Origin of the sequence: Bartonella sp. AP65SXKL (assembly GCF_042195725.1) — a bacterium.
Taxonomy (GTDB): domain Bacteria; phylum Pseudomonadota; class Alphaproteobacteria; order Rhizobiales; family Rhizobiaceae; genus Bartonella.
On sequence record NZ_JBHIOW010000001.1, the window covers coordinates 193,317 to 216,106 of the forward strand.

The following is a 22,790-nucleotide window of genomic DNA, read 5'->3' on the forward strand; positions in this document are numbered from 1 at the left end:
AAGCAAAGCAAGGATTTTCATAAAATTGGGGGAAAATAGTATGATGTTTTTTATTTGCACCTTGTATAAGTGTAGAGATGGTAGTGTACAGTAAGCCCTATATAGTTCACAGAAGCTTTCAATTATAATATCGAGTACCATCGTGAAATTAGCTCAAACGCATTGAGAAATGTTTTTTTTACAAATATGTGAATCTACAACACAATGATATTTTATTAGGGATATTCTATTTGGAACATTCCGCTTGAGACATTCTTTTTTGCAAGCTAATTTTCATTTTACAATCTTTCTTGCCTTTAAGCACTAACTTATCTTATGTTTATTCTTTAAATCGTTTTTAATACTTTACGAGCTTTTATGTTTTATCTTGCCCATATATCGGATGTACATCTTTCCCCTCTCCCGCAACCTTCCCTTTTTGAACTTTCTGGGAAACGTCTTACCGGTTATCTGAACTGGCAAAAAAAACGTAAGAGTCAGATGGCAACAGATGTCCTAGAAACTTTAATAGATGCCTTGAACAAAACAAAACCTGATCACCTTGTGATCTCTGGTGATCTTGTAAATCTTGCTCTCGATAAAGAATTTGTACAAGCTCATCGTTGGCTACTTAACCTAGGAAAACCTCAAGATATTTCTTTGACATTTGGAAATCACGATGCCTATGTCCGCGGCGCTTTACAAAAAGCATGCACTCTCTTTAAACCTTGGATTACAGGTGACATCCCTCAAAAAAGTGCCTTTCCTTATATGCGCATTCGCAAAGATGTTGCCATCATAGCAGCTTCTTCAGCCATTGCGACATTGCCTTTTCAAGCTTCTGGCTATTTTGGTAAAATGCAAGCGCAAACTTTACCGCTCTTTTTAAAGGAAGCAGCACAGCGCAACCTTTTTCGTGTCGTCATGATTCACCACCCCCCCTTTCCAAAGGCAACGTCTTGGCATAAAAAACTACGGGATATAAAACGTTTTCTAGACATTATCAAATACCACGGTTGTGAGCTTATTCTTCACGGACATACTCATTTACCCACATTGAATTACATTGAAGGACCAATTAAAAAAATTCCTATTGTTGGTGTTCCTTCCGCATCACAAGCTTTTGGTGATAAAAAACCGCCCGCAGGCTTTAATTTATTTTCCATTGAACGCTTACAAAATCAATGGCATTGCCAATTACAACGTTATAGCATTATCAACCCCAAAAACGAGATTGCATGTACTGAAAAAATTAATCTTTAAACACCTTCATAGTTGCCCAAACAACCAAAAATAAAAACATTTTTATTTCACATCCCTTTGGAAATCATAATTCTTATTTCCCTTTTTCTCCTTAAAAGATAAAGTTTCACCTTCTCTGTCAATAGATCAATTTTTCTCAGACAGTTCCATCTGCTGCCCCACTTATGTGACTAGCTTTTTACAAACTTATCGGTTTTCTTCCTTCCCGCTCTAAAGGACGAAAATTCTACCACATCTGATTTATAAATAATTCGGATTCTTGTCTCACGGGTTCCAGCTGCTAATTGCGCATGTGATTTACTTCACAAAGCTCTACACATAAACCCTGCTTTGAATTTCATCATCCACTCCTCCAAAAGCATCTAATGCGTAAAATCCTTATAATATTACAATGATGATATTTTATAGAATAATAGAGAAGCTCATTCAGCTTCTATACCTGAAAATCAATGGCTAAAAAAGCCAAATAATAACTAAAGTATATAATTTAAATAACCCAACCTACTTGTGATTCATAAACAAATGATGTTGATTGATTTATCGTAAATAGATTTGAAATGATCCATTACTATTTCACTCGAAATTTATTATCGTACATTAAAAAATTAGGAAAATAATAGATTATATTTCGATAACAGACATAGGTAATAATGTTTTTTATGTCTCAATAAATTCCTAATTTTCTCTCTATTTTTTCCTATAAATCACTTTATAATACTCTTTATAATTATTTTATTATTGAATTATATTGCGGATGTAATTTTACGTTCTTTAGAGTTTTTTTGCGAGCTTTTTGTTATTAAATAAAATATTTTACGATACCGCAAAACAGAAAAGTTGATTGTATGAAAAATCTTTCAAATAAAATAAAATGCCATTAGCTTGCCAATTCACATGTTGGTTTAAAAAAGCATCTTTTAAAGCACCCAAACCCATTTCCCGACGGTACCTATGAATGATGTAATGTTAAGTCCATTTAGCAACACCATCTTCACGTTTATGGAAAAGCAAGCTAGTATCAAAATCTCACACTTTGCCACCCCCTAATGTAGCGACAGCCTTTAGCACTTAAAATGGTTCATAAGAAGCATTTTTATTCTTTCTTTAATGTTTTTATCTCACGACGCCCCCTCTTTTTGACGTGCAAAAGACATGGTTTTGATCGGTTCAATTAAAATGAGAAAATCTTATGACACTTGGGTCTCTCACTCAACATGACAAAAAGTAATTTATGTTTACAAATCAAAGTATTGTTCGAATAAAATAGTAGCTCTTTTGAGTAAAGGATATTTACTAGAACATATCTGAAAAATAAAAGCCTCATTCGAAAATGAGACTTTTGAAGTGTTTAATTCTGCAAAAAATTAAAATTTATAAGCTACACCCACACGAAAATCATTTGTCTTGTAGCCCATTTCAAATTTATCCTGTATGAACTTCTTTTTGCCAAAATCTGAATAACGATATTCTGCACGTACAATAATATTATCAGTCATTGCAAAATCAATACCACCTCCAAGGGTATAACCAATCATGGTCTTTTTTTCATCATGCAACCAATCAGAAAAATCAACTTCTCCATTTTTGCTATCAGCTACTGCCGCAAAAATATTCTGAAGCTGCGTATAAGCAATCCCTCCAGAAATATAAGGCATCATACGCTCAATCGCAAAACCAACTCTCACCCGTGTAGCACCAGCCCATTTTTGTTTTAAAGTATGACGTACAGCTTTAATAGGTGTTGTCGAATCCTCCTCATGCAAATCTCTTGTTAGACTTGTTTTTTCTACAAGTTTTGGTGTTTCTTCAGTTGGACTTTTTTTCGGTAGATTGACATCTTTAGAATCCTTTTTACCAAACCACATAATATCTGTATCAATACCTATAATAAAACTATTATCGATATCAATATTGGAACCTGCATAAACTCCCCCGATAAAACCAGAAAGTTTAGGTAAATTCTCCTTTCCAATTGGATTCCATATCCCTGTCTCATGTTTTAAATAACTTGCAGTTGTTTTACCTGAAAAGTTACCAATCTGTCCTCCAAGATAAAATCCTGTCCAAGACAAAGCAGGTGCTGGAATAACAGGAACAGGTTGTTCAGGAATAACGATATCCGACGCCTGTACTACAGAAATTGAAATTAAAGAAAATATAGATGTTGAGGCTAAATACTTTGTAATCATAATTGCTCCCCTAAAAGCTAATGTGATACATAAATAATGATAAATCGTTTCACAATTTTTTGAAAAAATCTATAGCAAAAATGACACAGTTAAAAAATTAAAATTAGTTTTAAATAAAGCTTAAATATTATTTATAATTTCCAGAAGCTATTAATCTATAGTAGCTTTTATAGCTTCATATTGATCATTATTACTTGGAATTATATAAATAATTATAATGTCAATTTTTTGAAAAAATGAGATAACGCTCATAAAAAATATGATTCACTAAATTAATCACTCACCGCTTTTTGTATAAAGAATGATACCTAGAATGGAGAATTTTTTCATCACACTTGAAAAAACAGTAGAGAACTTCACTCTAACCCTCTCAAGCGTCTATGAAATGAAAGACAAAAATTAATATATAAAAATGGAATTAATAATTTTTATTTATTCTTATAGAATTATTTTAATATTTCATGATTTTTGTAAAAACTGAACAGACCAATTGCCCAGTTTCTGCAATTAATTTTTCAACACGAAGCAAATCAGGTTCCCCAACACTATTCAACAAAAGGTCACTTAATCCAGGTGGCATGTCATTGGGATCAAGAGAATCATTTAAGCAAAGCCGTATAATTTGACTCAAATTTGTATAAAGACGATAGGCATAATGTAAATCAGCAATACATGACTGATTAAGAAAACTGTTTGGTAAGTGATCTAAAATATCCGCTGTCGTCGCTCCAATTTGAAACTCAATGACATGCGTAATAAGAGAAAATTGAGCAATAAACTCCAAATCCATAATGCCACCAGACATCGTTTTTAAATCCCATTGATTTTTTGGCGGCTTTTCTTTTGCAATCAAGGCACGCATTTCACATACTTCTTTTGCAACTTCCTTCTTATCACGAGAAATAGCAATAATTGCACACACTTCATTTTCTAGCTTTTGTAAAAAATCAGGGTCTCCTGCAATGCCTCGAGCCCTTGTTAAAGCAAGATATTCCCATATCCATGCTTCTTGGCGATAATACTTTTTAAAAAATGGAAAAGAAACAGCAATAGGTCCTTTATTGCCTAATGGCCGTAACCTTAAATCAACGACATAAAGAATACCTTGGCTTGTAAGAGTGGATAAAGCAGAAACGAGGCGCTGTGCTAAACGCGTATAATATTGAGAGATATAAAGAGGCTTTTCTCCATCAGATATTTCTGCATCATCATCGTGTTCATAAAGCAAAACGAGGTCAACATCGGAATCTGCTGTTAATTCGCGACTTCCAAGCTTCCCCATACCCAATATGCCAACACGCCCTCCTTTAATACGACCATGAAGACGAGAAAATTCCTCTTGAACGGTAGCAAATGTTTTTGTAATCATAAGATCAGCAAGCGCAGTAAAAGCAAAACCCGCTCTTTCTCCTGTAATTGTACCGTTTAAAATTCGAATACCAATCAAAAAACGTTGTTCATCTGCAAAAATCCTTAAATGATCAAGAATTTCCTCATAAGAAAGAACATTTTCAAGAAAATATTCAAGCCGTTTTTCTAAGTACGTTTTGGTCGGTAATTCTGAAAGAATATTCGGATCTAACATTCCATCAAAAACATGGGACCTGCGTGCAATAATTTCTGCAAGACGTGGAGCAGCCCCCATAATAAGGACAAGCATATCCAAAAGAGAAGGATTAGACTGCAAAAGACTAAAAAGCTGAATTCCTGAAGGTAAGCCCTGTAAAAAACCATCAAAACGCAACATCGCCTCATCAGCTCGTTTTGTCCCACCAAAAGCTTTCAAAAGAGCTGGTGTTAATTCCGTTAATCTCTCGCGTGCTTCGGCTGATTGCGTTGCTTTATAACGACCAAAATGGAGCGTGCGCATAATACGACAAATATCACTTGCTCTTTCGAAGCCTAAACGGCTTAACGTTATTAATGTCTCCGGATCATCTTCTTCACCGGTAAAAACTAAATTACCAATTTCTAAACCAAGTTCTTGCTCATTCTCAAACAGTGCAGCATAATGTTTTTCAACAATCTGAAGTGTTTTTAATAAATCACGGATAAAACTGCTACTGTCTTGATAACCCATTAAATAGGCAACACTCGTGAATTGAGCAGTATCATTTGGAAGAAGATGTGTTTGTTCATCGAAAAGCATTTGAATACGATGTTCCACATTTCGAAGAAAAGCATAACTTTTTATAAGGCTATTTCTCGTTTTCTCACTGATCCAACCAAGCGTGTGAAGTTCTGCTAACATTGCAACTGTCTGACGTCCACGTAATTGAGGAAAACGTCCACCAGCAATGAGCTGCTGTGTCTGAACAAAAAACTCAATCTCACGAATACCACCACGACCTAACTTTATATTATGCCCATAAGCTGCAATTTGACCGTAATTTTTATGCGCATGAATTTGACGTTTGATCGAATGAATATCAGCAATAGCAGCATAATCTAAATATTTCCGCCACACATAGGGAAAAAGCTCTTTGAGAAAGTTAAAACCTGCCCTCTTATCACCAGCAACTGGACGTGCTTTAATCATGGCTGCTCGTTCCCAATTTTGCCCACGCCCTTCGTAATAACGCAATGCAGTCCTTACTGGTAAGGCCAAAGGGGTTGAACCTGGATCTGGACGAAGACGAAAATCAAGACGAAAAACATATCCTTCCGCAGTGCGTTCTTGAATGATACGGATTAATCGGCGTACCATTTTAGAAAATACGTCAACACTTTCAGAAAGATTACCAATATGAGGTGATGTTTCATCAATGAAAACAATAAGATCAATATCAGAAGAATAATTAAGTTCCCCTGCTCCTAACTTTCCCATCCCTAAAATAATTAAACCACAGTCTTTTTCTGGATTCTCACGGCTTAATAAATTGATCTTACCATGATCATGCGCTTCTCTTAATAGAAAACGTAGTGCTACACTTAATGCTGCTTCGCCCAAACGTGTCAACCAAGCACATGAAACTTCGTAAGTAAAAACACCACCCAAATCAGCTAAAGCAATAAGAACATGCGCTTCTCGTTTTTTGCGCCTTAAAGCAGCCATCAATGAAGTTTCATTTATAGCTTCATCTTTATCAATAGCTGTAATATCATCTATAATTTCGCTCAGCCTTGTTTCTATATCAACATTTAATAAAGCACTAAGATATGATGGGTTGGCAATTAAAACCTCACGCAAAAAAGGAGATAAGGTCATAACCGAACTGATAAAATCAATCTGCGTTCCACTCTCTGAAATGATGGAAACAAGCGATTCTAAACCTTCTTTCCTTGCTTGTTCTTCCATGTCTTTTAACCATTGGGAACCACTTTTATCGAGAGGACATAAAGGGAAAAGCTGTGTTTTTAAAAAAGCTTGTTTCGTCTCTGCTCCCTTGAAAAGCATTTTGCTTTCCTTTCTATTGCTTTATACTTTTAAAATAGTTGTTACGTATGAAAGTGAAGAAAAATATCTTTAAGGAAATAACAAAACAGCCCTAAGCCCTGGATTTGCATTTTCAAGTAACAATTCACCCCCGTGAAGCTTCATAACCGCTTTTGCTATACTTAAACCAATCCCAAACCCAGGTTGTGTGCGGCTTTCTTCAAGACGAACAAATCGTTCTGTCACTTTTTCACGTTTATCCTCTGCTATTCCTGGTCCATTATCGCTCACAACAACTAATAAATGTTCATCACGATATTCCATTGATAAGCAAACCTTCGCTTGCCTTCCACCTTTAGGCGCATATTTAATTGCATTATCTATAAGATTAAAAATTGATTGCGCAACAAGCTCACGATTCAATTTTAGCTCTTTATCAAATATATCTCCCAACTGAAGTAAAACACCTGACTCTTCAGCAAAAGGTTCGTAAAGCTCAACAGCATCCTCAAGGATCAGTTTCATATTCATCATTTCAAGATGTTCAATTGCACTGCTGGCCTCAATACGTGAAATCATTAAAATCGCATTGAACGTACAAATAAGTTGATCTGATTCTGCAATAACCCTATCAAGGACCTGACGATATTCAAGCTTTGTCTTATTTCCTGAAAGCGCTTCTTCAGCGCGATTTCTAAGACGCGTTAACGGCGTTTTCAGATCATGAGCAATATTATCTGATACTTGACGTAAACCAATATTTAACTCTTCAATGCGGTCTAACATAACATTAAGATTGGTTGACAATCGATCAAACTCATCCCCTACTCCAGAAACAGGTAAACGCCCACTGAAATCACCATCCATCAAGCGCTGTGATGCAGCCGTTACATGATCAATCCTTTGTAAAGCTCTCCTGCCAACAAAAAACCATATGAGTAAAGCGCCTCCAACCATTGCAGCAAGTGCAATGATCACAGCTTTGCGAATAACAACAGCAAAACGTTCTGGCTCATCCAAATCACGTCCTATAAGAATCTTCATAGCATTAGGTAAATCAACAATGACCGCCAAAGCGCGATGTTCACTTGTTTTGCCATGTTCTCCAAAACGGGAATACAAAAAAGAGGTAGAAATAAAACCACTCTGATTCAAAAGACCTAATTCAATACGTGCTACATTTCCTGCTAAAATACGCCCCATAGAATCTGTAACAAGATAAAGAAATGCTCCTGGTTGTCTTGAACGATAATCAATAGTGCGCATTAATAAGGATAATCCCCCATAATTATAAGCATTTTCAATATACTTTAATTCTTCATGTAAAGCCTGTTCAGTTTGCTCTGTTAACAATGAAGCAGAAAATGCCGTCATATAAATAGAAAGTCCTGTTGCCACCAATCCAAACAATAAAATGTAAAGTGCTGAAAGCCTTAGCGCCGTCGTGCGCATTATATTAATCAAACGATTCATGCTTTGTTATCTGGTACTTTCAGCATATATCCAGCTCCACGCACTGTGTGGAGAAGGGGAACATCAAAATCTTTTTCAATTTTGGCTCTCAAACGAGAGATATGGACATCAATGACATTCGTTTGTGGATCAAAATGGTAATTCCAAACGTTTTCCAAAAGCATAGTGCGTGTAACAACCTGCCCCGCATAACGCATCAAATATTCAAGTAAACGAAACTCTCGTGGTTGCAATAGAATGTTTCTATCACCTCGTTTTACCGTATGTGCTAACCGATCAAGCTCAAGATTACCTACACAGTAAACAGTTTCTGCTTCTTTAGGATTTTTCCGCCGTTGTAAAACTTCAACACGCGCAAGAAGTTCAGAAAAAGCATAAGGCTTTGTCAAATAATCATCTCCCCCTGCACGCAGCCCCGTTACACGATCATTAACTTGCCCTAAAGCAGACAGAATAAGAACCGGTGTTTCATTGCCTTTAGCGCGCAATTCAGCAATAATAGAAAGACCATCACGATGCAAAAGCATTCGGTCAACAACCATAACGTCATAATTTTCCGTGGTTGCTAAAGCGTATCCCGTATCTCCATCATAAGCAACATCAACAGAATGCCCTACTTCCAAAAATGCTTTTTCGAGATAATGCCCCGTCTCATGATCATCTTCAATAACGAGTATCTTCATAAAACGTATCTCCATTATTTTATTATGTTGTAGGACAAATGTTTAATAAATATTTGTCCTACAACTAAAGCTTTATTTTTTGAAAATTGGAAGAGCAACAAAACGATTTTGATCATTTGTTCGCACTTGTAAGAGTATAGCCTTTCGTCCTAACTGCTGAGCATTTTTGATTGTGTTAATAATATCAGAGACTCGTTTAACTGGTTTATTATTTACTGTCACAATGATATCACCAGGGCGTATCCCTTTATCTGCAGCATCTGAATCGGTATCGACATCCGTTACGACAACCCCTACACCATCATCAGAAGGCATAACAATCAAACCATAATCTTCCAATGTTTCATCTAAATCACTCTGTCCATTTGAATATTTTGAAGTCTCTTTCTTACTTTCATCTTCAGACATTGAAGCGAGTTTAACCTTTATACTCTCCTCCTTACCTGATCTCCAAATCCCTATGGTTACCATTTCTCCTGGTTTAATATTTGCAATACGTTTCGCCAGCTCACGCGCATCAGCAACTTTTTCATTATTCACTGAAATAATTACATCACCCGCTTTAATACCAGCCTTTTCTGCCGGTCCTTTTAACGGATCAGTAACCAAAGCACCTTTGGCTTCTTTCAATCCTATTGAATCGGAAATCTCCTTTGTTACCGGCTGAATCTGAACACCTAACCAACCACGTTGAACTGAACCTTTTTCAATAAGTTGTTGTACAACCTGTTTTACAGTCGCTGCTGGAATAGCAAAAGCAATCCCAACATTTCCTCCAGAAGGAGAAAAAATTGCTGTATTAACCCCAACAACCTTTCCATTAAGATCAAACGTTGGACCACCAGAGTTTCCTCTATTAACAGCAGCATCAATCTGAATAAAATCATCGTACACACCAGTGCCAATATCACGTCCACGTGCAGAAACAATACCTGCTGTCACAGTTCCACCAAGACCAAATGGATTCCCAATGGCAACAACCCAATCCCCAACACGAAGCTTTGAATCATCACCAAAATCAACATAAGAAAATTTTCTTTTATCATTCACTTTTAATACGGCAAGGTCGGTTTTGGGGTCTTTCCCAATGAGCTTTGCGTTCAATTCTGTACCATCATCAAGAACAACAGTATAACTTGTTCCGTCAGAAATCACATGATCATTGGTCACAATGTAACCATCAGACGAAATAAAAAAACCCGATCCAAAAGCAACAGGACGGAGTCTCTGCGATTGGTGCGGAAATTTATTTTTAGGTTTATCAAAATCATAAAACTCTTTAAAAAATCTTTTTAAAGGATGCTGATCTGGTAATTGATCAAGTCCTGGACCACTAAAAAAGTTGCTAAAGAACCTATCTTCTTTCTTTTTATTGCTCTTTACTTGTACTGCTACAACGGCTGGTTTCACTTGAGCAACAATATCGGCAAATCCCTGTTGTTGCATTAACGAAGTAAATACAGAACTTGCATGAGCCTTTGTCATCCACAAGCTTGATGTACATCCACTAAAAAACAGTGCACTTTCCAATATCGCAGAAAAACTCACTGCGACAAATGTTTTAAAGAAAGCCTTTTTAACCATTTATTCTATGCTCCTATTCAATCATACCTTTATTTCAATTCCGATCACTTATAAAATACCAGACCTTACCGTTTTCTGTCTAAATTATTAAAGTTTTGTAAGGTTTCAGTATTCCCTAATATAATTACAATAAGATTGTCTGCTCATTGCAGATGATCTGATTTTTTTCTTTTATGTAACATTTTTTTTAATGCAATGACATTTTTGACTGTTCTTTTTCATTCACATAACTCATGATTATTTCGTTTGAAGTGGAAAAATATAATACTTACGCCAATGATAATAATGATCAAAGGCGAGAACCATAAAAACCAAGTTATCTTATTCAATGGTGGTTTCAAGAGAATAAATTCACCATATCGCTCAACAAGAAAGTCAGTGACTTGCTGATTACTATAGCCCATTTTTAGCCTTTCCCGAATTAAAAGCCGTAAATCACGTGCTAAAGCAGAATCTGAATCATCAATTGATTGATTTTGACAAACAGGACAACGTAAATGCGATGAAATATGGCGTGCTCGCGCTTCAAGAATCTTATTCTTTAAAATCTCATCCGGCTCTACTGCTATTGCTAATCGAAAAGGAAACGTTGCAATTAAAAAAAATACAATCCAAAGAATTTTTTTCATCTCAATGTCTTTTCCAAAAATTTAAAGCAAGCACTACCCTATTGTACATGCCAATGCGAAACCAATACCCCAAAAGAGAAAGACATCCCCCCATAGCCATCATGAATGCCCCTAACCAAATACATATTACATAAGGCTTCCACCATACGTGCACAACGAGACCCCGATTATCAATATGTCCCGGTACAATATATAGCTGTGATAAGCCATGATTTTTAAGACCAACTTCTGTTATTGATGTATTTTGGCTTGAATAAAATCGCTTTGAGGCTGTTACATGACCTACAATGTTTTTATTTTCATATATTTTAAAATAAAACTCCATTGTCGAATAATTCGAACCAACACCATCATACACTGCATCAAAATGAAGCGTTTTATCCGCTATCGTCACCCTATCCCCTTCGTTCATGATTAAAATACGTTCTTGCCCAAAACTTGCTACGCAAACAATACCAAATAATGTAACGCCTAATCCCATATGTGCTATTGCTGCACCAAAAGTAGACCATGGCAATCCAAGAAATCTCTTAACGCGTACTGAAAAAGCTCTCTTGCCATATCCACTCTTTCCCCATAGATCCGCTAAACTGCCTAAAAAAACAAACGCTGAAAGCCCAATCCCTAAAACTGCAAAAATATCACGCACAGATGTCGCATAGAATATTATAAAACAGACGATACCAACCAATACAAAAACAAACCACAAGCGTTCAAAAACTGCAAGAAAATCACCGCGTTTCCATGCCATCATTGTCCCAAATGGAACAAACAACAACAGCAAAACCATTAGCGGTCCACAGGTAAGATTAAAAAAAGCAGCCCCTACAGAAATTTTTTGCCCTGTTAATATCTCAATAAAATAAGGATAAAGCGTACCAATCAATACTGTTGCTGTTATTGTTGTCAGTAACAAGTTATTTAAAACAATAAACCCTTCACGTGAAATTGGTTGAAAAAATCTTTCTGTTTTTAAAATAGGGGTACGCAAAGCAAAAAGAAGAAAAGCAGCTCCCGTAAAAAAAAATAAAAGAGCAAGAATTGCTTGCCCGCGTGCTGGATCAACAGCAAAACTATGAACAGAAACTAAAAGCCCAGAACGCACAAGAAAAGTTCCCATCAGAGAAAGGGAAAAAGTAAGCAGCGCTAAAAACAGAGTCCAACTTTTCAATATTTCTCGTTTTTCGAGAACAAGAGCAGAATGTAAAAGAGCCGTTCCTGAAAGCCACGGCATAAACGAAACATTTTCAACAGGATCCCAAAACCAATACCCCCCCCATCCTAGCTCATAATAAGCCCAATAAGAGCCAACCATAATACCCAATGTCAAAAAACACCAAGCAAGTAAAAGCCACGGACGAATCCCACGCGCCCAAATTCTATCAACCTGTCCCATAATCAATGCCGCAACGGCAAAAGAAAAACAAAGTGAAAAACCGACATAACCTAAATAAAGTAGCGGTGGATGAATTGCTAATGCGATATCTTGTAAAAGAGGATTGAGACCATTTCCCTGCAATGCTGGTGGATTCACGCGTAAAAATGGATTGGATACAAAAAGAATAAATAAAAGAAAAGCAGTTGTAATCCAACTTTGGCAAATTAAAACAAGCGTCTTAAAATCTTCTGGCAAATGTTGGCTAAAAAAAGCCATCAATGCGCTAAAAAAAGCAAGACTTAAAACCCATAACAACATAGAGCCTTCGTGGTTGCCCCAAACACCTGTAATTTTATAGAGCATCGGTTTTTCTGAATGAGAATTCTCAACAACGTTCAAAACAGAAAAATCAGATACGACATAAGCATAAATTATCACTAAAAAAGATAAAAGCAGTAATGTAAAAGTGATATATGTTAGAGGAACAACTGTTTGCATTAACAAACGCTCTCTCCACCAAAAACCTAAAGCAGGTAAAAATGCCCCTAATAAGCTTACTGAAAATGCTGCAGCTAAAAAAATATGACCCAGTTCGACAAGCACAATCGAATTATTTCTCCATAATGTAATGTTTTTTCAAACGATCAGCTGTTTCTTTAGGCATATAAGTTTCATCATGTTTTGCTAAAATACGCATCCCTATAAAAAAGCCCTGTTTATCGAAATGCCCTTCTACGATCACCCCCTGACCTTCACGAAAAAGATCCGGTAAGGCACCATTGAAAACTACTTTTTCATGTTTTTTGTTATCCGTTACAAAAAAAACAACGCCTCTCTCTCCAACATATTGAACAGTTCCCTTTTCAACAAAGCCACCCAAACGCAAAGGGCGCTCCGTTAAAATATCTTCTCTTGTAATTTCAGAGGGCATTCTAAAAAAACTGACCGCATGACGCATTGCATACACTATGAGACTTGCTGCAATTGTCATAACCAAACAACATAATAATATGATCAGTAAGCGCTTTTTTTTTCGCTGCTCTAAAATAACCTTCCATGAGGCAGAATTCTTTAAAGATTGACTGTTCATAGACACTCTGCGAAAAAATTTTAAATACGTTATAATTAAGTATCAATATTTTATTTTTTAAGAGCTTTGCACATCTTCTACATAGGTGCAAGATTTCTTTTCTTTGTATGCTTACTCGATAAATCACGTAACTGAATCATCATTTTTTTAACACGTGATTGTCCTGAAAAATTTTCAGGCATTGTATCAAGAAAGCTTTGTAAAAATTGCACTGCCTGTGCAGTTTTTCCTGCTTGATGCAATGCATCGGCTAACAATAAACGTGGATAAAAATCTGTTGGCGCTAAATCTGCTGCTTTTTGAAAAGCATTTTGCGCTTCTTGCGTTATCACTCCCCCTTCATAACCAACCAATGCTAAACCGTATCCTACAAGCCTTGGAGCTGTTTCTCCATTCAAACGAAGTGCATCTAAATAAGTATTCACTGCTTCTTGAAAAAGGCTTTCTTCGAGATACCCTACCGCTAACGCATCTGCTAGCTTGCCATCATGAGGTGCACGGAAAAAAAGCACTTGTAAACGAATAAGCTTTTCTTGCTTACTAAGAGTTTGAGGATCCTTATCCATTAATTCGCTAAAAAAATAACTTTTCACTTCTGGATTGCCTGTCAGCCCATAAATATTCCATGTCATAAGGAGAACAAACAAGATACTTAAAGCCTTAAGAATATTTCTTTTTTTATAATGCATATAAAGCTTGTTAAACTCAATCATACGCTTATGGCTTCTATAACCACCCACGGTTTGAACTTTCCATTCTTTTTTTATCTCATCGTCAAAACGTAGTGAAAGAAAAAGAACACTTGCCAGAAAAATCAGAAAAAATGCTGCAAAAATCAATAAGAGCATATCGTTTTTTTCCAATACGAACAGAGAATAACTCGCTTACATTTTATCCTCTTCATGAGAAAAGTGATGTGAATTAATAAAAATTCATTTTTTCATGGAGAATATTATAAAATCTATTATATATATCAATTAAACAAAGAAACTAAAAACAATGTTTCCCTACTCTTTGATGTATTATCTGAAAATACTGCTTTACAAACTTTATAGACATTTCTTGCTTAAGGAGAAAATATGTTATTCTCCCATCTTAGGTAATAAAACTTTTGCATACAACCCACCCAAATCAGAACGTGATAAAAAGAGATTGCCACCATATTCACTGACCATATCTGAAACAATTGCTAACCCTAAGCCTGACCCTAGTTTACTTTCATTAAACCGCCGCCCTCTTTTTAATGCTTCATCAATTTTGTCTTCTGTTAAACCAGGACCATCATCTTCTACAAAGATACTAAAATATTCTGTTTCTTCAGCATTTTCTTCTAAACAACAAGAGATCAAAACCTTTGCGCGAGACCACTGAGTAGCATTTTCAATCAAATTCCCTATAATTTCTTCTAAATCTTCCTTCTCTCCAGAAAAAACAATATCATCAACATCCATAATAAATTGAATTTGTTTTTCAGGATTAAGCTTTTTCATAACCCGCACCAAGCGTTCAAGCACACTGCGAACAGACGTATGATAGACAACACTATCGCATTGTGCTGCAATCCGCGCACGCTGAAGATAATGATTGATTTGAGCTTGCATTATTTGCGTTTGCTCTCTCAACAAACTAGCCTTTTCTCCGCGCATCTTATCTGTCTCATTCATAATCACGGATAGAGGCGTCTTCAATGAATGCGCGAGATTACCAACCTGTGTGCGAAATCGCTCGATAATACGCTGATTATTATTAATGAGAGCATTCATCTCTTGTACAAGCGGCATCACTTCGCTTACTAAATCCGTATTCACATAATGAACTCTTCCTTCGCGAATATCATTCAATGCACATCGAATAAGCTTCAACGGTTGAAAACTAAAGAAAATAATAGCAATATTAATAAGAACACTCCCGATACCGAAACTCCAAAGAAAAATTTGCAAAGTTCGCTTAAATTCCTTTACCTGGGCATGAGCTTCATCGATATTCCCAACAAGCCGAAAACGTGCAATATGATTTTTATTATCAAGAACAACATCACTCTCAATCACTTGTAGCTTTTGACCATTGTTCCCCGTTATCCGATAAGAGCGAAAGAATTTATTGTCAAAAGGTATATCAACATCACTTGGTGTAAATATCTCGCCTGTTCCCAATGAGGGAGATGTCAATCTTCCTTTTAAATTATGGGATATCGCAACAACTTCCCAATACCATCCTGTTGTTGGATCAGAATAACGAATATCATCAATCCCAGCCCCTCCTATCAAAGTACCTTCCGATGACACCGTCACTGTTGCAATAAGACTGTAGAGTTGAGCAGAAAGGATACGCTCTAGGCTTTGTTCAGTCGAACGCTTATAAAATAAAATACTTACTGCAGAAATCGATAAAAGAGAAATAACAACCCATAATGTTGATAAGATCATAACACGTAAACTGAGAGATCGAGTAATTACAAAAAAGAACCTCCTATACCAATTATTCTCTTCAAAAACATTCATTAATCACCTCGCGTTCTCACGCGATATCCCATTCCTCGAATAGTTTCAATCAAATTCACTCCAAGCTTTTTCCGTAACCGACCTACAAAGACTTCCACCGTATTCGAATCCTTATCAAAATCCTGATCATAAAGATGTTCAGTAAGCTCTGTTCTTGAAATGACCCTGTCACAATGATGCATGAGATACGAAAGCAGTCTGAATTCATAAGATGTTAGTTTAATCAATTGACCATCCACAAAAACACGAGACGTCTTTGTATCCAACAAAACATTTCCGCAACATAATGCACTTGTCGCATGTCCCGTAGTGCGACGAATTAATGCTCGCAAGCGCGCCATCACTTCCTCCAAATGAAATGGCTTCACAACATAATCGTCAGCTCCAGCATCAATACCGTGCACCTTATCAGACCAACGGTCTCGCGCCGTTAGCATTAAAACAGGCATGGAGAGCCCTTCTTGACGCCACTTTTCAACAACACTAATACCATCAATCTGCGGTAAACCTATATCAAGTATCACCGCGTCGTAAGACTCTGTGCTCCCTAAAAAATAAGCCTCTTCACCATCGAAAGCACTATCGGAAACATATCCTGCACGTCTTACAGCTTCTGCTAATTGATGGTGAAGATTCCGATCATCTTCAACGATTAAGATACGCATCACAACACCATCTGCTAAAGACTAATCAGCAGGAACAAAAAACTCAACACGACGTAACTTTTCACCATTACGGGCTGGTACAACAACCACAATTGCACACATGTCCTTTCCATCCTGAACAACCGGTTTTGAACGGACGAGAACCCCGCTCTCTTGTGCGGCAGCCTTCTTACCTACTTCAGCACACCCAGAAGCTAGAACAGAATCTGCTCCTAAAAAAGCTGCTATTATTACGAACAAGAATTTTTTTTTCATCATAAATATTTCAATAACCCATCTCTTCTCTTCCTTGATAAAGGATAAAAGAAATAATGGTTTTTTTTAGTCGATTAAAAAATCACAAATGAAAACAATTTATCCTCTATCTTACAGAAGAACATATTAACATTACTCCAAATTTTTAAAAAATCAAAAAAATATTTTTAATAATGAGAATAAAATTTATTCAATAAAATAATAAAATATTAATATACTATCTTACAAAAAATGCATAATTCTAAAACAAATTCTTTCTCTGTTAGAACTATAGAAAAAAAATACTTCTACTCCATATAATTATTGTAGATTTGTTTGGTTGTATTGCTTTGCCATAGGCTCTCTTTAAATGTTTGATTTTTTTAAAAAAAAGAAAGGGCAACACCGTAAGCCATTTCATAGTCCTGCTCTCATTGAATTAGACGCACGATTAGACACAGCGCTTTATCACATTCGTTCTGCTAACAGTTTTTTCTGGAAAAAGGCAAAAATCGTCTCACAAAATTTTCATCTTCAAGGATGGAAACGTTTTATCGTTGAAGTTCTCGATGAAATACTGACATTAGGGTTGTTGGGATTTACTCTTTTCACTATTTTGGGCATTTCTGTTTTTGAACTGACCAAAACAGATTGGTCTTCTCCTAAAAACTTTTCCATTCTTTTTCTAGATCGCTATGGAAATTCCATTGGGCACCGTGGTGCACTGCCGGCAATCTCTGTCCCCGTTGAAGAAATGCCTGACACTGTTATTAAAGCGGTTCTCGCTACAGAAGACCGTCGTTTTTTTGATCATTGGGGCATTGATTTTCAAGGACTTACACGGGCAATTTCACAAAATATGCAAGCTAAAGGTGTGGTGCAAGGTGGTTCAACTCTCACACAACAATTGGCTAAAAATTTATTTTTAACAAACGAAAGAACCATAACACGTAAAATCAAAGAAGCTTATCTTGCTCTTTGGCTAGAAGCAAATTTTAGCAAAAAGCAGATTTTACAACTTTACCTTGACCGAGCCTATATGGGAGGAAACAATTTTGGTATTGCCGCAGCGGCAAAATTTTATTTTGGAAAAAACATACGTCATGTCTCTTTAAGTGAATCTGCTATGTTAGCAGGACTCTTTAAAGCTCCAACAAAATATGCTCCTCATAGTCATCTCTTTGCAGCTCAAACACGTGCCAATATCGTCCTTTCTAATCTTGTTAATAGTGGCTTTATGACGAAGAGCCAAATTATCAATGCGCATCGCCACCCTGCTAAGGCACTTCCCCAAAGAGAAAATAATCAGCCAGATTATTTTCTTGATTGGGCATTCGAGGAAGTCAAAAAAATGCGTAATCAACTTCCAAGCCATAGTTTCATTATTCAAACGACCCTTGATCCGAATATTCAAAAAGCAGCAGAAGAATCAATCGCATATCATTTACATCAATATGGTCAACAATATCGCGTAACCCAAGCTGCCACCGTTATACTCGATAATAACGGTGCCGTATGCGCAATTGTTGGAGGACAAGATTATAAAAAGAGCCAATTTAACAGAGCAACACAAGGCGGACGGCAAACTGGTTCTTCATTCAAACCTTATGTTTACGCAACCGCACTGGAACACGGACTGTCTCCCTCGACAATCGTTTTAGATGCTCCTATCAATTGGGGAGGTTGGACACCAAAAAATAATTCTGGTCGTTATTTGGGAAAAATTGATTTAGCAACAGCTTTAGCTTTTTCTATTAATACAGTCCCTGTGTATCTCACCTATCAATATCTTAACCGTGATACCCAACCCATCATAGATCTCATAAAGAATATGGGGATTAACGCGCATATTTTATCACACAAAACAATGGTTCTTGGTACTTCCAACATGACCCCCATGGATCAAGCAACTGGCTTTAATGTCTTTGCGAATGGCGGGATAGCTGGTAATCGTCATGGGTTCACGCAAATCAGAACAATCGATGGGCATGTGGTATGGGATTTCGAACATAACGGAAAAAAACTACACCGAGTTCTGAGTCAACAATCAACAGCTTATATGAACCAAATGATGGTGGGTGTCACGACACGAGGATCTGGTAAGCGTGCTGCTCTACCCATGACTCTCGTCGCTGGGAAAACTGGAACATCACAATCTTATCGTGATGCTTGGTTTGTTGGCTTTACAGGCAATTATACAGGAGCGGTATGGATGGGAAATGATAACTTTTCACCGATGAATCGTGCTTTTGGGGGTGGCGTTCCTGCCATGATATGGCATCGCATCATGCTTGCTGCACATCAAAATATCATGCTCAAACAGCTCTATGGTGTTAAAGATTCTCTCCTTCCTTATCAGCCCCCAGTACTTTCTTCCCATGCAGATTCTGAAGTTCCTCCTCCAATACCCTCTACGCTTTCTCCTGAAACATTGAATATTGTGCGATTGATTAACAAAGATCTGAAAAAAACATCTGTAATTTCTTTGAAAATGAAAACAACTGGAGATTCAACATTTTGAATTCAAGATATTCACTGATGTTTTTTAATATCACCATTTTCTTTTTTATCTTCGCTTTTTCCATTTTATGTGGAACACTGAGTGTCGATTATGTGCTCAATTCCTTTCCTCATTTTGGACTCTTTAGAATTGGAAAATGGAGTGCTTATCCACAAATGGGAACAGCCAATATGGATCCTTATACCCGCGCCCGCACCGCTAAACAAGGCATTGTTTCACTCGGACGAACTGAAGGTATTCAATTCCAGATTTGGCAAGATAACCAAGAGCGTCCACTTCATCATCACTGTCATTATTTACTCAAAGGCACCATCCCTGAAACCCGTCTTTTTACCCTTTATACAGCTGACAAATCCCTAAAACCTTATACTTCATCCAAAGAAATACCTTTTGAACTCCACACTGACAATATTATCTATGAGCATGATGGCTCATTGCGCATCAATATTTCACCCACACCGCAAGCCGGCAATTGGCTTGCAACAGTTAGTCAAAAAGAATTCGGGCTTATTCTTACCTTATACGATACCTCAATCATCTCTGCAACGGCATTACAAAAGCTTACAATGCCATCAATAGAACAAATCCCATCAGGACAAATAAATTGTGACTAGATTTATTTATACCGCACTTCTTGCAATCATTGGCGCTATTATCGTTCATATTTGCGTTCTCTTTCTGATCCCCTATTGGGCACAGGATAATATATGGACAGCACTTAAAAAATCCAGAGTCCCTTATCAATTTGTTGCTTTTACTCCCGATAATCCTATTCAACAATCTGCTGATCCCCTCTTTCTTCTTAAAGTCTGTAGATTTAATCTTGAAAATGGACCTGTTCATTTAAAAGCTTTGAAAACACGACAATTTTGGTCATTAGCAGCCTACACACACAACGGAATTATTTTCTATAGCCTTAATGACCGAACAGCCCCTAATAATACACTCGATCTTATCATTGGAAAACCAATACAAATCATAGAACTCAAAAAATCAAAACCTAAAAAAAATGCCAATTCAGTTTTGGTTGCTAAAAATTTGAATGAAGGTTTTATCATTTTACGTATTTTTGCCCCTTCTTCACTTGCAAAAAAAGAAAGTGAAGCTTTTCTTTCATCTGCGACCTGCCGCATATTTTATGAATAAAAACGGACTAAACTCTCATTTGTACAACACCTTCCTTTCTATACAAAATACAGGAAGCCTATCAAAATGGTTATCTTTTTTCTCTATTAATTGAATATTCGAATTCAGATTTGTCTGATTGTAGATCCCTCAATTTTTTATTGAGGTAGAATGAAATCTCTATTGCACATCATCATATCCTATTTGATTACGCATTATCACTCCCCGCAATCAGAAGAGAAAAATCAAGAGTAAAGTTCTAAAAAAATATGCTGCTAACAACCGTAAAACTTGTTATTTGAGTTTACTTCTTTTTATTTACAAACATTCCCATAAAGTTCGCATCAATAACATGATAAACTATAGAAGAAATACTGATTACCTTCAATGAAGTGCTAAAATAACCACTGGAAACTTATAAGACATTACGTATCCTTGACCTCAAAAATAAGTGCTTTATTTTTGGTTTATGAGCAGAAGCTTTTTGTAAGGTAGCACTCTGAAAAAACTTAGCTTATAGTTTACAATTGAGGGGAAAAACTTCATGAAGAAGAGATATGTTCGGTTCGTTTCAAGAGCAGCAGTATGGTCCCCTCGATTTGGTGGATTGTCGTTCTTTATTTTATTATTTTCAGTCATTTTACAACGTTTTTCCGTCATTAACGTAACTGACTTCATAATTTTGATCGGAATCTCTACTGGCTGTGTAATTATTTCTCTTTTTCTGGCTATTAAAGCACTTCATAGTTTGTGGGTCTATGGTGCTCTAGGGGGAATGAAAGCTTTAAAAGGGATCATTTATTCGTTGATAACAGCCACACCATTGATGCTCTTTTTTGGACTTTGGTTTACCTTACCGGCTCTTTACGACGTTTCTACCGATACACAAAGACCACCGGCTTTTTTTCGCACAATACGTCCCAGCGATGCTTTACCACTCAAAAGTGTTTTGACTGAACAAGCAGCAATACAGATGTCACAATGGCCAGAAATATCGGGGCGCCGTTATGATGGCTCACCTGACCGTATTCGCGAATCCGTTCTTAATGTTTTAGCTGCGTATGATTGGCCTGTTGTAGCGCAACGAGAATTCAAAGGCGAAGAAAATGAAATTTATATCGAAACGAGAGCAAAAACTTTTTACCTTGGCTTTATTTTAGATATTGTTATTCGTTTAACTGATGAAGGGGATACAACTTTTGTTGATATGCGTTCTACTTCTCGTTATTTGCCAAGAGATTTGGGGACAAATGCTGCTTTTATTATCGATTTTATGGATGCACTTGATACAGAAATCGCCTCACTTCCTCTTGCTGAAGATAATGAGTAGAGGTTAGAAGTATAGTAAGTTACATTTACTAAATTAGCTTATTTCAAAAATAAATTTTGAGACGTGCAGAAACGCACAAAACATTTATCGTCTCTCGACGGCCATAAGCATTACTGACAAGTTCTTTAAACACCCAAAAGCAACTTATAGACTCTTTTTAGCGCGTGACATATAGATAAAATATTTGAATTCAAATTCTAAACTTAAATACTATAATTGATTTTACATATATTTTTTATGCTCAGAAATCTCATCATAAAAGTAGGAAAGAAGACTTCTCTAATAAGGAAATTAAGCATTTCTTACAGGCGCATTTTTCCAATGAAAATAGAAAAATACACCCTCATCAAGAAAGATGAAATACATTTATCATAAAATATGATGCATATGTAATATAGTTACAGAAAAAATTAACAATAAAATACACATAAATTCATCTGTATTTTACAATAAATGATTATTTCAATTTTATAAAGAAATTTCATAATAAAAAAAAAATATATATATTATTACAAATAATAGAAACTTATTTAAATGAAAATAATTTTTCATCAAACATAATTTAAATATAAATACTAATATCTAATATATTTAAACGCAACATAAATAAAACAAAACGCCAAAAATAACCCACTAAATGTCTTAATTGCTTCCTTTATACTATTTTTCCAACTTTCACCACTTTATCTATAACTTAATAAAAATATAAAAACAAATATTGAAAATAAAATATCAAAAACATTATTATATAAAGATAATAAATAATCATT

General features: G+C 36.1%; 17 protein-coding genes. 5 read left to right on the forward strand and 12 right to left on the reverse strand.

Going from position 1 to position 22,790, the window contains the following annotated elements:
- Nucleotides 1-357 precede the first annotated feature (357 nt).
- A complete protein-coding gene (locus ACFIMP_RS00800; RefSeq protein ID WP_375612992.1) occupies nt 358-1,242 on the forward strand; it encodes a metallophosphoesterase family protein in 885 nt (294 codons plus the stop codon).
- Between the two features lie 1,364 nt (nt 1,243-2,606).
- Here the strand turns inward: ACFIMP_RS00800 and ACFIMP_RS00805 are convergent.
- The 12 genes from ACFIMP_RS00805 to ACFIMP_RS00860 all read right to left on the reverse strand — a co-directional run bounded on the left by ACFIMP_RS00805 (nt 2,607) and on the right by ACFIMP_RS00860 (nt 17,068).
- Nucleotides 2,607-3,431 carry an outer membrane protein gene (locus tag ACFIMP_RS00805; protein ID WP_375612993.1) on the reverse strand — a complete coding sequence of 275 codons (825 nt, stop codon included), beginning with the start codon at nt 3,429-3,431 and terminating at the stop codon, nt 2,607-2,609.
- 451 nt (nt 3,432-3,882) lie between these two features.
- Nucleotides 3,883-6,828 carry a bifunctional [glutamine synthetase] adenylyltransferase/[glutamine synthetase]-adenylyl-L-tyrosine phosphorylase gene (locus ACFIMP_RS00810; RefSeq protein ID WP_375685895.1) on the reverse strand — a complete coding sequence of 982 codons (2,946 nt, stop codon included), beginning with the start codon at nt 6,826-6,828 and terminating at the stop codon, nt 3,883-3,885.
- 69 nt (nt 6,829-6,897) lie between these two features.
- On the reverse strand, nt 6,898-8,280 hold the full coding sequence (locus ACFIMP_RS00815) for a sensor histidine kinase (RefSeq protein WP_375652306.1): 1,383 nt from the start codon (nt 8,278-8,280) through the stop codon (nt 6,898-6,900).
- Entirely contained in the window at nt 8,277-8,963 is a 687-nt protein-coding gene (locus ACFIMP_RS00820; protein WP_273791552.1) for a response regulator transcription factor, read from the reverse strand. The genes ACFIMP_RS00815 and ACFIMP_RS00820 overlap by 4 nt, the downstream gene beginning before the upstream one ends.
- Before the next feature lie 72 nt (nt 8,964-9,035).
- Nucleotides 9,036-10,547 (reverse strand): Do family serine endopeptidase, encoded by a 1,512-nt coding sequence (locus ACFIMP_RS00825; protein WP_375611163.1) that lies wholly within the window; start codon nt 10,545-10,547, stop codon nt 9,036-9,038.
- Between the two features lie 218 nt (nt 10,548-10,765).
- Nucleotides 10,766-11,176, reverse strand: coding sequence for a cytochrome c-type biogenesis protein (locus ACFIMP_RS00830; protein WP_375628209.1), 411 nt, complete (start codon nt 11,174-11,176; stop codon nt 10,766-10,768).
- A gap of 1 nt (nt 11,177) precedes the next feature.
- Complete coding sequence (locus ACFIMP_RS00835; RefSeq protein ID WP_375638065.1) at nt 11,178-13,157, reverse strand: heme lyase CcmF/NrfE family subunit; 1,980 nt, start codon at nt 13,155-13,157, stop codon at nt 11,178-11,180.
- Between the two features lie 7 nt (nt 13,158-13,164).
- Nucleotides 13,165-13,644, reverse strand: coding sequence for a cytochrome c maturation protein CcmE (ccmE, locus tag ACFIMP_RS00840; protein ID WP_375611160.1), 480 nt, complete (start codon nt 13,642-13,644; stop codon nt 13,165-13,167).
- Between the two features lie 77 nt (nt 13,645-13,721).
- The gene (locus ACFIMP_RS00845) at nt 13,722-14,492 is read right to left on the reverse strand and encodes a tetratricopeptide repeat protein (RefSeq protein ID WP_375640259.1); all 771 of its coding nucleotides are present in this window, start codon (nt 14,490-14,492) and stop codon (nt 13,722-13,724) included.
- Nucleotides 14,493-14,726: 234 nt separating this feature from the next.
- Nucleotides 14,727-16,145: an ATP-binding protein gene (locus ACFIMP_RS00850; protein ID WP_375685896.1), complete on the reverse strand. Its 1,419-nt coding sequence runs from the start codon at nt 16,143-16,145 to the stop codon at nt 14,727-14,729.
- Complete coding sequence (locus tag ACFIMP_RS00855) at nt 16,145-16,810, reverse strand: response regulator transcription factor (protein ID WP_375611293.1); 666 nt, start codon at nt 16,808-16,810, stop codon at nt 16,145-16,147. Before ACFIMP_RS00855 ends, ACFIMP_RS00850 begins: the two co-directional genes overlap by 1 nt.
- Before the next feature lie 21 nt (nt 16,811-16,831).
- Nucleotides 16,832-17,068 (reverse strand): hypothetical protein, encoded by a 237-nt coding sequence (locus ACFIMP_RS00860; protein ID WP_273723886.1) that lies wholly within the window; start codon nt 17,066-17,068, stop codon nt 16,832-16,834.
- Nucleotides 17,069-17,414: 346 nt separating this feature from the next.
- Here ACFIMP_RS00860 and ACFIMP_RS00865 point away from each other — a divergent pair, with 346 nt between their 5' ends.
- The 4 genes from ACFIMP_RS00865 to ACFIMP_RS00880 all read left to right on the forward strand — a co-directional run bounded on the left by ACFIMP_RS00865 (nt 17,415) and on the right by ACFIMP_RS00880 (nt 22,020).
- A complete protein-coding gene (locus ACFIMP_RS00865) occupies nt 17,415-19,565 on the forward strand; it encodes a transglycosylase domain-containing protein (RefSeq protein WP_375685897.1) in 2,151 nt (716 codons plus the stop codon).
- A 17-nt stretch (nt 19,566-19,582) separates the two neighbouring features.
- On the forward strand, nt 19,583-20,179 hold the full coding sequence (locus ACFIMP_RS00870) for a DUF1214 domain-containing protein (protein ID WP_375681164.1): 597 nt from the start codon (nt 19,583-19,585) through the stop codon (nt 20,177-20,179).
- Nucleotides 20,172-20,711, forward strand: coding sequence for a DUF1254 domain-containing protein (locus ACFIMP_RS00875; protein ID WP_375685898.1), 540 nt, complete (start codon nt 20,172-20,174; stop codon nt 20,709-20,711). The genes ACFIMP_RS00870 and ACFIMP_RS00875 overlap by 8 nt, the downstream gene beginning before the upstream one ends.
- 523 nt (nt 20,712-21,234) lie before the next feature.
- Nucleotides 21,235-22,020 carry a DUF1499 domain-containing protein gene (locus tag ACFIMP_RS00880; protein WP_375628221.1) on the forward strand — a complete coding sequence of 262 codons (786 nt, stop codon included), beginning with the start codon at nt 21,235-21,237 and terminating at the stop codon, nt 22,018-22,020.
- The last annotated feature ends 770 nt before the right edge of the window (nt 22,021-22,790 follow it).

What these genes read in the sequence shown, in the direction of transcription:
- ACFIMP_RS00830 (WP_375628209.1), bottom strand. Translation starts at nt 11,176, where the DNA reads ATGAAAAAAATTCTTTGGATTGTATTTTTTTTAATTGCAACGTTTCCT.
- ACFIMP_RS00850 (WP_375685896.1), bottom strand. Translation starts at nt 16,145, where the DNA reads ATGAATGTTTTTGAAGAGAATAATTGGTATAGGAGGTTCTTTTTTGTA.
- ACFIMP_RS00815 (WP_375652306.1), bottom strand. Translation starts at nt 8,280, where the DNA reads ATGAATCGTTTGATTAATATAATGCGCACGACGGCGCTAAGGCTTTCA.
- ACFIMP_RS00820 (WP_273791552.1), bottom strand. Translation starts at nt 8,963, where the DNA reads ATGAAGATACTCGTTATTGAAGATGATCATGAGACGGGGCATTATCTC.
- ACFIMP_RS00870 (WP_375681164.1), top strand. Translation starts at nt 19,583, where the DNA reads ATGTTTTTTAATATCACCATTTTCTTTTTTATCTTCGCTTTTTCCATT.
- ACFIMP_RS00855 (WP_375611293.1), bottom strand. Translation starts at nt 16,810, where the DNA reads ATGCGTATCTTAATCGTTGAAGATGATCGGAATCTTCACCATCAATTA.
- ACFIMP_RS00800 (WP_375612992.1), top strand. Translation starts at nt 358, where the DNA reads ATGTTTTATCTTGCCCATATATCGGATGTACATCTTTCCCCTCTCCCG.
- ccmE (WP_375611160.1), bottom strand. Translation starts at nt 13,644, where the DNA reads ATGAACAGTCAATCTTTAAAGAATTCTGCCTCATGGAAGGTTATTTTA.
- ACFIMP_RS00825 (WP_375611163.1), bottom strand. Translation starts at nt 10,547, where the DNA reads ATGGTTAAAAAGGCTTTCTTTAAAACATTTGTCGCAGTGAGTTTTTCT.
- ACFIMP_RS00860 (WP_273723886.1), bottom strand. Translation starts at nt 17,068, where the DNA reads ATGATGAAAAAAAAATTCTTGTTCGTAATAATAGCAGCTTTTTTAGGA.
- ACFIMP_RS00805 (WP_375612993.1), bottom strand. Translation starts at nt 3,431, where the DNA reads ATGATTACAAAGTATTTAGCCTCAACATCTATATTTTCTTTAATTTCA.
- ACFIMP_RS00845 (WP_375640259.1), bottom strand. Translation starts at nt 14,492, where the DNA reads ATGCTCTTATTGATTTTTGCAGCATTTTTTCTGATTTTTCTGGCAAGT.
- ACFIMP_RS00810 (WP_375685895.1), bottom strand. Translation starts at nt 6,828, where the DNA reads ATGCTTTTCAAGGGAGCAGAGACGAAACAAGCTTTTTTAAAAACACAG.
- ACFIMP_RS00865 (WP_375685897.1), top strand. Translation starts at nt 17,415, where the DNA reads ATGTTTGATTTTTTTAAAAAAAAGAAAGGGCAACACCGTAAGCCATTT.
- ACFIMP_RS00880 (WP_375628221.1), top strand. Translation starts at nt 21,235, where the DNA reads ATGAAGAAGAGATATGTTCGGTTCGTTTCAAGAGCAGCAGTATGGTCC.